Origin of the sequence: Paraburkholderia bannensis NBRC 103871 (assembly GCF_000685015.1) — a bacterium.
In the GTDB taxonomy this organism is placed as follows: domain Bacteria; phylum Pseudomonadota; class Gammaproteobacteria; order Burkholderiales; family Burkholderiaceae; genus Paraburkholderia; species Paraburkholderia bannensis.
Genome location: NZ_BAYA01000039.1, coordinates 1 through 14,047 on the forward strand (window position 1 = coordinate 1; position 14,047 = coordinate 14,047).

Consider the following 14,047-nt stretch of genomic DNA (forward strand, 5'->3'; position numbering starts at 1 on the left):
ACTGCATCAGCAGGAGGAGGCGAATTATGCAGGGCGCAGAACAGCTCGTCAAGCGAATTTGAAAAAATTATTTCAACGAGCCAGATTCTTTTAAAAAACGCGTAGAGACTCACGCATTTGCGGCGGCCCGAACCAACCCGCCACCGCCACGCCTCACACATCACTCGCCTTCTGGATAATCCGCAGCCAGGCTCGTGTCACGCCACGCGTCGATATCGGCCAGTGCTGCACGCAAGCGCGCCGCCACCGCATCGACACCAAACGCACCCAGCACCAGATGGCGCGGCGGATTCTCAACTTCGCTCACGCGGATCATTGCGAGCGCCGCACGCCTGGGGTCACCCGCCTGCTTGCCGCTGCCTTCGGCCGTACGCTGCATCCGTGCGCCCGCCGTTTCCGCGTAATCGGCGATGCGATTGGGCGTTTGCACCAGCGAGCGCCCCGCCCAGTCGGTGCGAAACGGCCCTGGCTCCACGCAGGTCACCTTGATGCCGAGCGGCCCGGCTTCGGCGAGCAGTGCGTCGGAGAAGCCTTCGACGGCATGCTTGGAAGCCGAGTAATACCCCGACCCCGGAAAGCCCGCGAGTCCCGCCACCGACGTGATATTGATGACATGACCGCTGAGCTTCGCGCGCATGCCGGGCAACACCGCGCGCGTCATCGCAAAGAGGCCGAACACGTTCGCGTCAAATTGCGCATGGATCTCGCGTTCGTCGCCTTCTTCGATCGAGCTTTGATAACCGTAGCCCGCATTATTGACCAGCACGTCGATCGTACCGAACTGCTTGTGCGCCTGAGCCACCGCGCTCTCGATCTGCGCGGCGTCGGTCACGTCGAGCGACACGCGTAGCAGGCGCTCGCCCGCATCGGGCGCGAGATCGTCGAGCGACGCCTTGTTACGCGCCGTGGCGACGCAGCGCCAGCCGCGTTCGAGCACGGCAAGCACCAGCTCGCGACCGAAGCCGCTCGAACAGCCGGTGACGAACCAGACGGGGGACGCGATCGTGGAAGTATCGGACATTGCAGTTACCTCGCAGACGGGAAAGATGGGGAAACGACGGGATCGATAGTCGGTGGGCGCACAGCATGACGCGCGCCCGAAAGGCAAGTGGAAGACGGGCCAATTCAGTCAACTGGCACAGCCCGATCTTTCGGTCACGCCTGCCGATGATAGCGGTAACGCCCACAGCCCGCAGGCGGCCCCAAGCGCCAATCGCGCGGCCCATGTACCATACGGCGCTCGCGCCCTGAAACATCCAGGGCGCCCTGCTTTCAATCGAAATTTGCCGGAGATCCACACCCGATGTCGACCCTCACCTCGCCCGAGACGTCCGCCGACGCCGCTCAACGTGCCCTTGAAACGCGATACGGCACGCCCTGGAGCGCGCCGCTGCCCGCCTGGAACGAGACGCTCGATTCTCTGCTTGCGCACCGGTCGGTACGCAATTACGCCGACAAGCCGCTGCCCGCAGGCACGCTCGAAACGCTGATCGCGGCCGCGCAATCGGCGTCGACGTCGTCGAATCTGCAAACGTGGAGCGTGGTCGCCATCGAGGATCCGGAGCGCAAGGCGCGTCTGGCGGCATTGGCTGGCAACCAGTCGCAGATTCGCGAAGCGCCGCTCTTTCTCGTGTGGCTCGCCGACCTCAACCGCCTCGAAGCCGCCGCTGGGCGCACCGGCGCGAGCGCCGAAGGCCTGCACTACATGGAGACGCTGTTCGTCGGCGTGATCGATGCGGCGCTCGCGGCGCAGAACGCCGTAGTCGCGATGGAATCGCTCGGCATGAGCGGCGTCTATATCGGCGCGATTCGCAATCAGCCGGAGCAAGTGGCGGCTGAACTGGGCCTGCCGCCGCGCGTGCTGCCCGTGTTCGGCCTGTGCATCGGCTACGAGGACGAGTCGCAGCCCGCGCAGATCAAGCCGCGCCTGCCGCAGCCGGTCGTGCTCCATCGCGAGCAATACGACGCGGCTTCGCAGGAAACCGGCATTGCGCAATATGACGCAACGATCGGCGAATTCCAGGTCTCGCAGGGCCAGAGTGCGGCAGGCTGGACTTCGCGCTCGCTCGCACGCTGGCGCAGCCGCGAATCGCTGCATGGCCGCGACCGTCTGCGCGAGGCGCTTAACGCGCTGGGCTTCGAGCTGCGCTAAGACGTAAACGCAAGCGCTGGCAAATCCGTTGAGTACGCAACAACATTAAGCAAGGAGCGATGCCGATGAAAGTCGCCATCATGGGTGCGGGCGCAGTGGGCTGCTATTACGGCGGCATGCTCGCGCGCGCGGGACACGACGTGGTGTTGATCGGGCGTGCGGCGCACGTCGAAGCCATCGAGCGTGACGGCCTGCGCCTCGAAACGCTCAGCTTCGACGAGCACATCGGCGCTCCTCATCTGCACGCAAGCGCCGACGCCAGCGCCGTCGCCGGTGCGCAACTCGTGCTGTTCTGCGTGAAATCGACCGATACGGTAAGCGCGGGCGAGTCCATCGCAGCGCATCTGCATCCCGAGGCGCTCGTGCTCACGCTGCAAAACGGCGTCGATAACGCCGAGCGGCTGCGCACGACAATCACCCAGGACGTCGCCGCTGCGGTCGTCTACGTGGCGAGCGAAATGGCCGGCCCCGGCCACGTGCGCCACAACGGCCGCGGCGAACTGGTGATCGAGCCGTCACGCCAGAGCGAAACCGTTGCGCGCGCACTGATCGATGCGGGCGTGCCCACTGAAATCTCGCCGAACGTGCGCGGCGCACTCTGGTCGAAGCTGATCCTGAACTGCGCGTACAACGCGCTGTCGGCGATTTCGCAGTTGCCTTATGGGCGGCTCGTGCAAGGCGTGGGGGTGCGTGACTCGATGCGCGACGTAGTGGCCGAATGCAAGGCCGTGGCGCAAGCCGATGGCGTGACGCTGCCCCCCGATGTGGACGCAGCCGTGAACCGTATCGCCGAAACGATGCAGGAGCAGTACTCGTCGACGGCGCAGGATCTGGCGCGCGGCAAGCGCAGCGAGATCGATCATCTCAACGGTTTCGTCGTGCAGCGCGGTGCGGCGCTGGGCGTCGCGACGCCCGCCAACCGGCTGCTGCATACGATCGTGAAGCTCGTCGAAGACAAGGCGCACGGCGCAATCTGATCGCGTCCATGCGCCTTTTCAGCGGCGCTTCAGCCTCAGCCCGCCTCGCGCTCGAACACGAGCAAAGTCGACGTCGCCGACGCGTAAAGCTTGCCCGCCGCGTCCTTGATCGTCGCTTCGGTGAAGGCCGCGCGGCGGCCAATGGTCAGCACGCGGCCTTCGGCATACACCGGGCCAGTGCTGGACGTCATCGCGCGATGATAGGCAACCTTCAATTCGAGCGTGGTATAGCCCTGATTCGCACCCAGGCGCGAATGCGCCGCGCAACCGCAGGCGGAATCGAGCAGCGTGGCCGCGTAGCCGCCATGCACGGTGCCGATCGGGTTATAGGCGTGCACGCCGGGCACGCCCTCGAACACCACACGGCCCTCCTCCACTTCCACCAGCTTGAAGCCCAGCGTTTCGCCGATCGGCGCGACGCGTCCATTGGCGAGCATCTGCTGCAATTGTTCAAATCCGGTGAGGCCTGCGGGGAGTTCGGCAACGAGGTTCATGGGTCATGTCTCCATCGGTTGAGCGTGCTGCACGGCTTGCCCAGCGCAGCGCATGGCGACATCCTACCTCGTTGCGAACGATCGTGCTTAAATGGTTTTTAGCAGCTTTCCTCAGATGTTTTAGTAGGTTTCGAGGTGCAGCCGCCCTTCGCGCCTGAGGCGCTCCCATAACGCCGGCCAATCCAGGCTGTGCGACCGGGCGATGGATTCCAGCGCCTGCATCACGCCGTCTTCCATGCCGCGCAGTCCACACACGTAGACATGAGTGTTGCCGTCGCCGAGCAGCTGCGCGACATCGTCGGCACGTTCGCGCATGGCGTCCTGCACGTATCGCTTCGCCTCGCCGGGCGTGCGCGAAAAAGCCAGGTTCGTGTCGATGAAATCCTTCGGCAGACTCATCAGCGGGCCAAAGTAAGGCAATTCCCCACGCGTTCGTGCGCCGAAGAACAGCATGAGTTTTCCCGTTTCGCCGGTCGCCCTGCGGCGACGCCGGTATTCCGTCATCGCCCGCATCGGTGCGGAGCCTGTGCCGGTGCAGATCATCAGCAGATGAGAGTCCGGGTGGTTCGGCATCAGGAAGGTATTGCCGAACGGGCCGATCACCGTCACCACATCGCCCTTCTGCAAGTCACAGAGATAGTTCGAGCAGACACCATTACCGTTGCCGTTGCCGTTGCCGTTGCCGTTGCCGTTGCCGTTGCCGTTGCCGTTGTCGCCTTCGCGCTGCACGCGTTTGACCGTCAGCGAGAGGTTGTTGTAACCCGGCCGTTCGCCGTCACGCGGGCTGGCAATCGAGTATTGGCGTACGTGATGCGCGCGGCCATCGGCGCTCGTACCGGGCGGAAGGACGCCGATCGACTGCCCCTCAAGCACCGGGAACGGCAGCGCGCCGAAATCGAGCACGATATGGTGGATGTCGCTGGGCGCGGCGGCGTCGGTGAGCCGGTAATTGCCAACCACCGTGGCCAGGGCCGGAGCCTTGTGCGTATACAGTTGCACATAGGGGCGCGCCGCCGACCACGGCGCGACGGTCGAGCCACGCACGGTATCGGACGCAACCAGCGCTTCATCGTCTTGAGCGGGCACCTCGACCGGCGTGCTGACGGCCTCATTCTGCGCAGGCAGCGCTTCCCAGCCGAACTGGTCGTCGACGCTGTACGCCTCGCTCCTGAGGACGTTGCGCCAGTTGTCGATTGCACCGGTCGGACACGGCGGCACGCACGCCATGCAGCCATTGCAGACTTCCGCGTTCACGACGTAGTTGGCTCCGTCGTGCGTAATCGCGTCGATCGGGCAGGTCTCTTCGCAGGTGTTACAGCGAATGCAGATCTCGGGATCGATCAGGTGCTGCCTGATTATCTCGATGCGGGTTTCGATGTGCGCGTCCATGGCGATTCAAGCCTCAATCGAAACGCACATACTCGAAATCGACGGGCTGGCGATTGACACCCATGGCAGGCGGCGCGATCCAGTTCGCGAACTTGCCTGCTTCCACCACGTGCCCCATCAGCGACGCAACATACGCGCGGTCCTCCGCGGTCGGCAGCCAGTTTGCTTCGTTCGCGGCCCACTGTGCCTCGTCGATTACGCGGCCATCGGGCGCAACACGCACGCCCGCGAAGGTGCCGATGCGCCGGTTGAACGCCTTGTGCGGCACGCTCAGGCGGAAGTCGACGCCCGCCTTCTCCAGCACCTTGTTCCAGCGGTTCACGCCCGCCACCGAATCCTTGATGTAGTCGTCGCGCAGCACCTCGTTCATCGCATTGAGCATCGGCACGTCGCGCTCGACCAGCCTGCCGTCCTGCACGTCGAGCAAGCGATACGTCTGGCCTTCGAGCCGATGATCGTCGTCGCGTTTTGTCTCTTCGTAGCGGCCTTTCAGGCCCGCGCTGTAAAACGTGGCCGCATTCGACGAATGATCGGCGCCAAACAGGTCGATCGTCACCGAATAGTGGAAGTTCAGGTAGCGCTGGATCGTCTCCAGATCGATCACACCGGCCTCGCGCAGGCGCTTTGCATCGGTGGTATCCCGTTCCTTCATGATCTGCGCCGTGCGCTGCACCACGCGCGACACGCCCGACTCGCCCACGAACATATGGTGCGCTTCTTCGGTCAGCATGAATTTCGTGGTGCGGGCAAGCGGATCGAAACCCGATTCCGCGAGCGCCGACAATTGAAACTTGCCGTCGCGATCCGTAAAATAGGTGAACATGAAGAATGCCAGCCAGTCCGGCGTCTTTTCATTGAACGCGCCCAGGATGCGCGGATTGTCGTCGTCGCCCGAGCGGCGCTCCAGCAATGCTTCGGCTTCCTCACGACCGTCACGGCCAAAATGGCGATGCAGCAGGTAGACCATCGCCCACAGATGGCGCCCCTCCTCCACATTGACCTGAAAAAGATTGCGCAAGTCGTACATGGACGGCGCGGTCAGGCCCAGATGGCGCTGCTGCTCGACCGAGGCCGGCTCGGTATCGCCCTGGGTGACGATAATGCGGCGCAGGTTGGCGCGATGCTCGCCCGGCACGTCCTGCCATGCGGGCTCGCCCTTATGCGCCCCGAAGTGAATCTTGCGATCCGCGTCGCCAGGCGCGAGGAAAATGCCCCAGCGATAATCCGGCATTTTCACGTGATCGAAATGCGCCCAGCCGCCCGCATCGACGCTCACCGCCGTGCGTAAATAGACGTCGAAACCGTGCGAGCCCTCCGGCCCCATGTCGCCCCACCACGACAGAAAATTCGGCTGCCATTGCTCGAGCGCACGCTGCAAGGCGCGATCGCCGGCAAGGTTGACGTTATTCGGGATCTTGTCGCTGTAATTGATCGTGGCATTAAGCGTGGACATGTCGATTCCTGGCTGTCATGGCGGCAATGGGGACGTCAGACGCGTGTCGGGTCGAATTGGGCCTTGCTGCCCTTGCCGTACACCTTGAGCGCGCCCTTCTCGCCCACGGCATTGGGGCGATTGAAGATCCAGTTCTGCCAGGCGGAGAGCCGCCCGAATATGCGCGTTTCCATGGTTTCCGGGCCGTTAAAACGCAGGTTCGCTTCAAGGCCCGTGAGCGCGTCGGGCGACATCGCCGCGCGCTCCTCCAGCGCGATGCGGATTTCATCGGCCCAGTCGATGTCGTCGGGGGCGGCGGTGACGAGCCCTAGTGCTTCAGCTTCCAGCGGCTTGATGGGCTTGCCGATTTGCGCACGCGCGGCGTCGAGCGGCCCGGGTTCTTCGTAGAAGCGTCGCGCAAGACGCGATTGCTGCGCGACCATCGGATACAGGCCAAAATTTGCTTCGGATAGCGTAATAACTGGCTCGTCATCCTCGTTCGACGGGAGCGCCGCCATGTAGCTGCGATCGGCGGCAAAGGCCAGTTCCGCCAGCGTGCCCGCGAAGCACGAACCCGGCTCGATGAGCGCAAACAGCGAGCGTGAGGACACGTCGATGCGCGCCAACGTGCGGCGCAACATGCCGATGGTCTCGCGCACGAACCAGTGATCGCTGTGCGCCAGCAAGGCCGCGTCCACCGCCAGCACGGCGCGTGCATCGCCTGCCGTCTTGAGTATCCAGGTGCCGGTTTCCAGCTCGTTGGTACGCATGAAAAGAATCGCATCGTCGAGTTCGCGCGCCATACGCAGCGGCCACCATGCGGCCCCCGCGTCGACGATTGCGTCAATGCCCTGCGGCGCTGGCGAAGCCGCCAGATCAGGCGCCTTGACCGTGAAGGTCGCCGTACGTTTCGCTCGATCGACCGTTACATCGATGCATGCGTAGCTCAAACCGTTGTCGTGTTCGACACGCTCGATGCGCGTGAGCGCAACGCCCTGGGCTTCAGCGGGGCGCAGGCTCTGCGCCGCCATCGCGAGTGCGCGCGCCTGGACGGTCTCGGCGAAGCGGTTGGGCTTGACGACGTCGTCCACGAGCCGCCACGCCTTGGCGCGCTCGCCGCGAATGCCTTCGGCAACGGTGCAAAAAATGTCGGCGCGATCGTGACGCACCTTGCGCTTGTCGGTTAGGCGCGTGAGGCCGCCCGTGCCCGGCAACACGCCAAGCAGCGGCACTTCGGGCAAAGCGACGGTCGATGAACGATCATCGACGAGCAGGATCTCGTCGCACGCGAGCGCGAGTTCATATCCGCCGCCCGCGCACGCGCCGTTGACGGCGGCGATGAATTTAAGCCCTGAAAAACGCGAGGAGTCCTCGATCCCGTTGCGCGTTTCATTGGTGAACTTGCAGAAGTTGACCTTCCACGCATGCGACGAGAGGCCCAGCATGAAGATATTCGCGCCCGAGCAGAACACGCGTTCCTTGAGGCTCGTGACGACGACCGTGCGCACTGCTGGATGCTCGAAACGAATGCGTTGAAGCGCATCGTAAAGCTCGATATCGACGCCCAGGTCATAGGAATTGAGCTTGAGCTTGTAGCCCTCGCGAATGCCGCCGTCTTCCGCGATATCGAGGCCGAGCGTCGCCACCGGGCCATCGACGCTCAAAGTCCAGTGGCGATATTGCGAAGGATCGGTGCGGTAATCGACCCGCAGGACGCGGGCCGGATCGGCTAGCCCGGCAGTGGGCGGCGAAGCCGTGGCGATGGCGGTGTCTGCGGCGGCCATGGGCAGTCTCCGGTATCGGGAACATTGCGGGAATGTGCCTCTCGTTGCTTCGAACGATAGTGCAGCAAACCACCCATGTAAAGCACTTTAGTGCATATCAAGCGGCGCAGTGGGTAAACCATGAAAAGTAATGCATGCCACCACCCTCAACCGGCTCACCCACTCCACCACTCGACCACTCAATTGGGCCGCACTGGCTCCGAGCCCAGCCGCGCCGCCAGCCGGTCGCGCAGTTGCAGGTAGGCGTCGGCCAGCGTTTTCTCGCTGGTGTCGAAGCGCATGTCCGCGCGCGCGTAAAGCTCGCTGCGACCCGCGAGGATGCGCTTGAGATCGTCCATCGCCTCGCTGTTGCCGGACATCGGGCGCAAATCGCCTTGCGCGATCACGCGGCGCATGTGCTCCTCGGGTGCAGCCTGCAGCCAGACCGTGAAGCAGTGCGCGAGCAAGGTGTTGAACGTCCCCGGCTCAGCGACGATGCCGCCCGGCGAGGCAATCACGGCGCGGGGATGCTCCGCGATCACGGCGTCCAGCGCGCGTTGCTCGTAGCGGCGGTACGCGCTCGCGCCATACAGCGAATGGATCTCCGAAGGCGGGCAGCCGGCCAGTTGCTCGATCACGCGCGTGAGCTCGACGAACGGCACCTTGCGCTCCTGGGCGAGCATGCGCCCGAGCGTGGATTTGCCCGCGCCGCGCAGGCCGATCAGCGCGATGCGCTCGTTGCGGTGCTCGTCGGCGGGCGTCTGCACGAACATTTCCGCCAGCGCCACGCGTGCGCGTTGCAGCGCGCCCGGGTCGCGGCCCTGAAGCAGTTCGCGGATCAGCAGCCATTCCGCCGATGACGTCGTGACGTCGCCGATCACCTCGGCGAGCGCGCAGTTCAGCGTGGCCGCGATCTGCCGCAGCACCAGCACCGACGCGTTGCCCACGCCCGATTCCAGATTGGCGAGATGCCGTTCGGACAGGCCGGTTTCGGCGGCCAGCGCCTTGCGCGTCATGCCGCGGCGCGCGCGCAGCATCCTCACGCGCTCGCCCATCGCCGTCAGGAAAGGATCGCGCTCGCTGCGCGCGCCGCTTGCCGCGTCGGCCCCCTCGCGGGCCGGCGCGTTATCCCTCACGTCGTTCGCCGGCGCATCGGCGATATACGTCTGCTTCATCTTCAAAGGCCTCTCAACCTAGTTTTATGTACTATAGTGCTTTAGGCGCACTTTGCTTGCCCCTGATTCTCCGATAAAAGTCGCCTGAACGACAATCTCTACCTGGAACCGTACGCCCCCGTCGCCCGGACGAGGTCGCAGCGCAAAGTTGCAACTGCGGGCAAACGAGCATTTACCAGGCAATCCGTATCAATTCGAATCCCCCTGTACCGTAGCGCCAACAACGACATACAGCGGAGACAGCAACGTGGATATCCAGGCAGCGCCGCCGCCTGCGGCACTCGAATGCGCAACGCCCTCCCTGCCGCCGCCGCCCGCGCAGTTCAACTTCGCGGAGCATCTGTTCGCGCTCAACACCCAGCGCGCCGCCTGGCCCGCCTACGTCGACGACCACGACACGCTCTCGTACGGCGAACTGGAGACGCGTGCACGACGCTTTTGCGCCGCGTTGCGCGCGCTCGGCGTGCGCGCCGAAGAACGCATCCTGCTGGTGATGCTCGACACGATCGAGTTGCCCGTCGTGTTTCTCGGCGCGCTGTATGCGGGCGTGGTGCCGGTGATCGTCAATACGGTGCTGGGCGTCCCCGACTATGTGCATATGCTCACTCACAGCCGCGCCCGGCTTGCGATCGTGTCGGGTGCCGTGCAAGGCGTGGTGAGCGCCGCGCTCGATCAGGCGCGATGTGACGAATGCCTGTTCGTGATTTCCCAGCCTGCCGACGATACGCCGCCCCTCGCGCGCGAACATCACATCCTGCACGAACTGATCGACAACGCCCCGCCCGCTTCACGCGCCGCGCAAACCGGCAGCGACGACATCGCCTTCTGGCTCTATTCGTCCGGATCGACGGGCAAGCCCAAAGGCACGGTGCATACGCACGCCAATCTGTACTGGACGGTCGAGGCCTATGCGAAGCCGATCCTCGGCATTGGCGAAAACGACATCGTGTTCTCCGCCGCCAAACTGTTCTTCGCCTATGGCCTGGGCAACGCCCTGACGTTCCCGCTGTCCGTGGGCGCGACCACGATCCTGATGGCCGGGCGCCCCACCGCCGACGCCGTATTCGCGCGCCTCGTGCGCCACCGCCCGACGATCTTCTACGGCGTGCCCACGCTTTACGCGAGCATGATGGCGTCGCCGTCCTTGCCCGCGCGCGCGGACGTCGCACTGCGCATCTGCACGTCGGCAGGCGAGGCATTGCCGCGCGAGATCGGCGAACGCTTCAGCCGGCATTTTGGCAGCGACATACTCGACGGGATCGGCTCCACGGAGATGCTGCACATCTTCCTGTCCAACCGGCCCGGTGAAGTCGAGTACGGCACCACCGGCCGCCCCGTGCCCGGCTACGACATCGAATTGCGCGACGAAGCGGGCAAGCTCGTTGCCGATGGCGAGATCGGCGACCTGTATATTCGCGGCCCGAGCGCCGCCGTGATGTACTGGAGCAACCGCGAGAAGTCGCGCGCGACCTTCCTGGGCGACTGGGTGAAAAGCGGCGACAAGTACCGCCGCCTGCCCAGCGGCTGCTACGTCTATGCGGGCCGCAGCGACGACATGCTCAAGGTCAGCGGCCAGTATGTTTCGCCGATCGAAGTGGAGATGGCGCTCGTGCAACACGAGGCCGTGCTCGAAGCAGCGGTAATCGGCGTCGAGCAGGACGGGCTGGTGAAGACCTGCGCCTTCGTCGTGCTCAAGGCCGAGGCGCGCGCTGCCCAGTTGCCGCTCACGGAACTCGCCCAGCAACTGAAGGCGTTCGTGAAGACGCGTCTGGCGCCGCATAAGTGTCCGCGCGACATTCTGTTCGTCGACGACCTGCCCAAAACCGCCACCGGGAAGATCCAGCGCTTCCGGCTGCGCGAGCAGTTCCAGAAGCCCGCCAGCGCGTCGTGAGCCAGAGCGCCACCGCGCAACTGGTGATGGCCGGAATAAAAGCCTGAACAGGTGCAGGCGCCCCCTTCCCGCGTACCATTCGATGCACACCGCATCCCGGCCGGCGCATGCTTGTGCCAGGTTGCCGAAATGTGACATCGCCGCCCTGGCCGTGCCACATCCGCACGTCACAATGATGTATTGTCTGCAACTGGCCGCGCCTGGCGCGGCGGCGCACACGGCAGACGCGGTGCGCAAGCGGAAACTCAAGCGAAAGCATCACGGGAGACCACCGTGCCGCACGCTTTCGCCATCGAACCATGAGCGATTCCACCCTGATGAACGTATCGAGATTCACGTCGCGCGCGCGTCGCGGCTGGGCGTCGCTGAAGCCGCGCGTAGCGCGTGCATTCGCGCCCGCGCTGCGCAACCTCCTGTATATCAGACGGCGCATGCGGCCATTCGCGCTGGTCGCGACGATTGGATTTCCGCTTTATTACTACGTCTGGAAACACCTGTTTCCCCAGCCGTATGAAAACCTCGCACTGCGCCTCGTGGGCTCTGCATTGTTTCTGCCGTTTCTTTTTTCCGAACGCTGGCCCGAATCTGTTAAAAAAATTCTGCCCTGGTGGTGGTATCTGGCCACGCTTTATTCACTGCCGTTTTTCTTCACGTTCATGCTGTTCAAGAACAATGGCAATGAAGTGTGGGTGGAAAGCGCGCTGATTGCGGCCTTCGTGATGGTGTTGCTGCTCGACTGGCTGATGCTCGTGCTGCAGTTCATCGTCGGGATCGGGCTGGCCTTGCTCGCCTACCTGCTGACGACCGATCCCATCCAGCTCAACGGCATCTACCTCACGCACCTCGCCATCTTCTCGTTTGCCGTGGCGATCGGCGCGGTCGCGAACTACGACCAGGATCGCATCCAGATCGAGCAGGATCGCGCCGTGCTGGCCACGGCGGGCAGCGTCGCGCATGAACTGCGCACGCCGCTCGTGGCGATCCGCGTGGGCGCCGCGGGCCTCATGCGCTACCTGCCCGCGCTGCTCGACACCTATGTGCTTGCGCAGCGCCATCGCTTGCCGGTGCCCAAGATACGCGTGGCGCATCTGCATTCGATGCAGGGCGTGGTCAGTCGCATCGAACAGGAAGCGCTGCATTCGAATGCAATCATCGACATGCTGCTCGCGACCGCGCGCTTCAGCGGCACGAACATGCAAAACGCAACGCAGTGCTCGATCGTGCATTGTGTGGAGACGGCCCTCGCGCGCTATCCGTTTCGCGAAGGCGACCGCGCGCGCGTGCATTGCAATCTGCGCCCCGATTTCGAATTTATCGGTTCGGAAATGCTCACAGTCCACGTATTGTTTAATCTGCTCAAAAATGCGTTCCGGCATATGGGCAGTATTGAGGGCGCGCAGATCACGATTCGGCTTGAGTCGGGTAAACGCTCTAATCAACTGATTTTTAGCGACACGGGCGCGGGTATTTCTCCTGAAGCCTTGCCGCACGTCTTTACCCGCTTTTATACTTCTTCCACTATCACCGATGACGTCTCGCTCGGTGCGGGAATCGGGCTGGCATTCTGTCGCGATGTCATGCAGGCGATGGGAGGAGCGATCACCTGCTCCTCAGAGAAAGGCAAACACACCGAGTTCGTTTTGACATTCCCTGCGCCATGACGAAAGCCATTCAGCCGTTTTCCTGGCCAACCACTGCCGCCTTTGTTGACGACAGTGCGGCATTTCTTTCGAATCTGAGCCTGCAACTCGATCCGGAACTCGCATTCCGCATGTTCAGCTCGCCCAGCGGCGCGCTGAGATTCCTGAATGCGCGCGCAGCGCAAGATCAGCCCGCATCGCCCATTTTCAGCCCCTATCTGGATCGCACGGAAGAAAACGATGCGCACCAGGTCATCGCCATGCGCGTGGATGCCATTCGCAGCCTCGTGCAACGGCCTGCGCGTTTTGAATCGATCTCAGTCGTCGTCGTCGACTACGACATGCCCGAACTCAATGGCGTCGAGTTCTGCCGCCGCCTCGCGAATCCCGCCCTCAAGAAGATCATGCTGACGGGCAAGGCCGACGAACGCGTCGCCGTAAAGAGCTTCAACGAGGGGCTGATCGACCGCTTTATCCGCAAGCACGAAGTGGACGCGGTGGAGATGTTGAATCAGGCGATCCAGGATATGCAGGCCGCCTATTTCGACAAGACCAGCGGCGCCGTGCTCGATGCACTCGCGGTGTCCGAATATGCGTTTCTTAAAGACGCGGCGCTCGCGGCGCATGTAAAGGGCATATTCGCATCGCTGGGGATCGTCGAGCATTATCTTTCGTACCAGCCGCACGGACTGCTGATGTTCGATGCCGAAGGCACGGCATGGCTGCTCATCATCCATACCGACGAATCGCTGCGCGGCGTGCGCGAAATCGCCGTCGAACAGGGCTCGCCCGCGAAGTTCCTCGCCGAGCTCGACAGCCGCAGCAGCGTGCCCTACTTCTGGCTCACCGAAGGCTACTACCCCACGCAATGCCCCGACTGGCGCCCGTACATGCACCCCGCATCGATATTCGAAGGCGATTGCCGCTATGTCTATGCGCTCGTGAAGCAGCCTGCGGGTCTGTCGCTGAACAACGTCGTGCCGTTCGACAATTATCTGCAACGACTCGACCGCGACATCCAGGCGGCCTGGAACTCGCACTAGAATGCGGCGAGCCAGCATCGCGCCGGCCCGCCATCATGCAGGCACGGTTTCACTCAATCATCGAATCCGCGCCCGCGTCGTCCAGTCAACC

General features: G+C 63.6%; 11 protein-coding genes. 5 read left to right on the forward strand and 6 right to left on the reverse strand.

Annotated elements, in window-relative coordinates:
• Positions 1-160: 160 nt before the first annotated feature.
• Complete coding sequence (locus BBA01S_RS34550) at positions 161-1,021, reverse strand: oxidoreductase (protein ID WP_027820418.1); 861 nt, start codon at positions 1,019-1,021, stop codon at positions 161-163.
• Between the two features lie 282 nt (positions 1,022-1,303).
• On the opposite strand from BBA01S_RS34550, the gene BBA01S_RS34555 reads away from it, so the two are divergent.
• Positions 1,304-2,152 (forward strand): NADPH-dependent oxidoreductase, encoded by an 849-nt coding sequence (locus BBA01S_RS34555; protein WP_027820419.1) that lies wholly within the window; start codon positions 1,304-1,306, stop codon positions 2,150-2,152.
• A 65-nt stretch (positions 2,153-2,217) separates the two neighbouring features.
• Complete coding sequence (locus BBA01S_RS34560; RefSeq protein ID WP_027820420.1) at positions 2,218-3,129, forward strand: ketopantoate reductase family protein; 912 nt, start codon at positions 2,218-2,220, stop codon at positions 3,127-3,129.
• A 35-nt stretch (positions 3,130-3,164) separates the two neighbouring features.
• Here BBA01S_RS34560 and BBA01S_RS34565 read toward each other — a convergent pair whose 3' ends face one another.
• The 5 genes from BBA01S_RS34565 to BBA01S_RS34585 all read right to left on the reverse strand — a co-directional run bounded on the left by BBA01S_RS34565 (position 3,165) and on the right by BBA01S_RS34585 (position 9,382).
• Positions 3,165-3,623 (reverse strand): PaaI family thioesterase, encoded by a 459-nt coding sequence (locus BBA01S_RS34565; protein WP_027820421.1) that lies wholly within the window; start codon positions 3,621-3,623, stop codon positions 3,165-3,167.
• Between the two features lie 120 nt (positions 3,624-3,743).
• Positions 3,744-5,012, reverse strand: coding sequence for a benzoyl-CoA 2,3-epoxidase subunit BoxA (boxA, locus tag BBA01S_RS34570; RefSeq protein WP_027820422.1), 1,269 nt, complete (start codon positions 5,010-5,012; stop codon positions 3,744-3,746).
• Between the two features lie 13 nt (positions 5,013-5,025).
• Positions 5,026-6,465, reverse strand: coding sequence for a benzoyl-CoA 2,3-epoxidase subunit BoxB (boxB, locus tag BBA01S_RS34575; protein WP_027820423.1), 1,440 nt, complete (start codon positions 6,463-6,465; stop codon positions 5,026-5,028).
• Between the two features lie 35 nt (positions 6,466-6,500).
• Positions 6,501-8,228 carry a 2,3-epoxybenzoyl-CoA dihydrolase gene (gene boxC / locus BBA01S_RS34580; protein WP_084162723.1) on the reverse strand — a complete coding sequence of 576 codons (1,728 nt, stop codon included), beginning with the start codon at positions 8,226-8,228 and terminating at the stop codon, positions 6,501-6,503.
• Between the two features lie 179 nt (positions 8,229-8,407).
• Positions 8,408-9,382 carry a helix-turn-helix transcriptional regulator gene (locus BBA01S_RS34585; RefSeq protein WP_027820425.1) on the reverse strand — a complete coding sequence of 325 codons (975 nt, stop codon included), beginning with the start codon at positions 9,380-9,382 and terminating at the stop codon, positions 8,408-8,410.
• A 253-nt stretch (positions 9,383-9,635) separates the two neighbouring features.
• Between BBA01S_RS34585 and BBA01S_RS34590 the strand changes: the two genes are divergently transcribed.
• The 3 genes from BBA01S_RS34590 to BBA01S_RS34600 all read left to right on the forward strand — a co-directional run bounded on the left by BBA01S_RS34590 (position 9,636) and on the right by BBA01S_RS34600 (position 13,956).
• On the forward strand, positions 9,636-11,273 hold the full coding sequence (locus BBA01S_RS34590; protein ID WP_027820426.1) for a benzoate-CoA ligase family protein: 1,638 nt from the start codon (positions 9,636-9,638) through the stop codon (positions 11,271-11,273).
• Between the two features lie 299 nt (positions 11,274-11,572).
• Complete coding sequence (locus tag BBA01S_RS34595) at positions 11,573-12,934, forward strand: sensor histidine kinase (protein WP_245641680.1); 1,362 nt, start codon at positions 11,573-11,575, stop codon at positions 12,932-12,934.
• Positions 12,931-13,956, forward strand: coding sequence for a response regulator (locus BBA01S_RS34600; protein WP_027820428.1), 1,026 nt, complete (start codon positions 12,931-12,933; stop codon positions 13,954-13,956). Before BBA01S_RS34595 ends, BBA01S_RS34600 begins: the two co-directional genes overlap by 4 nt.
• The last annotated feature ends 91 nt before the right edge of the window (positions 13,957-14,047 follow it).

Coding starts and splice junctions, on each gene's coding strand:
- BBA01S_RS34555 (WP_027820419.1), top strand. CDS start 1,304: ATGTCGACCCTCACCTCGCCCGAGACGTCCGCCGACGCCGCTCAACGT.
- boxC (WP_084162723.1), bottom strand. CDS start 8,228: ATGGCCGCCGCAGACACCGCCATCGCCACGGCTTCGCCGCCCACTGCC.
- boxA (WP_027820422.1), bottom strand. CDS start 5,012: ATGGACGCGCACATCGAAACCCGCATCGAGATAATCAGGCAGCACCTG.
- BBA01S_RS34585 (WP_027820425.1), bottom strand. CDS start 9,382: ATGAAGCAGACGTATATCGCCGATGCGCCGGCGAACGACGTGAGGGAT.
- BBA01S_RS34600 (WP_027820428.1), top strand. CDS start 12,931: ATGACGAAAGCCATTCAGCCGTTTTCCTGGCCAACCACTGCCGCCTTT.
- BBA01S_RS34560 (WP_027820420.1), top strand. CDS start 2,218: ATGAAAGTCGCCATCATGGGTGCGGGCGCAGTGGGCTGCTATTACGGC.
- BBA01S_RS34565 (WP_027820421.1), bottom strand. CDS start 3,623: ATGAACCTCGTTGCCGAACTCCCCGCAGGCCTCACCGGATTTGAACAA.
- BBA01S_RS34550 (WP_027820418.1), bottom strand. CDS start 1,021: ATGTCCGATACTTCCACGATCGCGTCCCCCGTCTGGTTCGTCACCGGC.
- BBA01S_RS34595 (WP_245641680.1), top strand. CDS start 11,573: ATGAGCGATTCCACCCTGATGAACGTATCGAGATTCACGTCGCGCGCG.
- boxB (WP_027820423.1), bottom strand. CDS start 6,465: ATGTCCACGCTTAATGCCACGATCAATTACAGCGACAAGATCCCGAAT.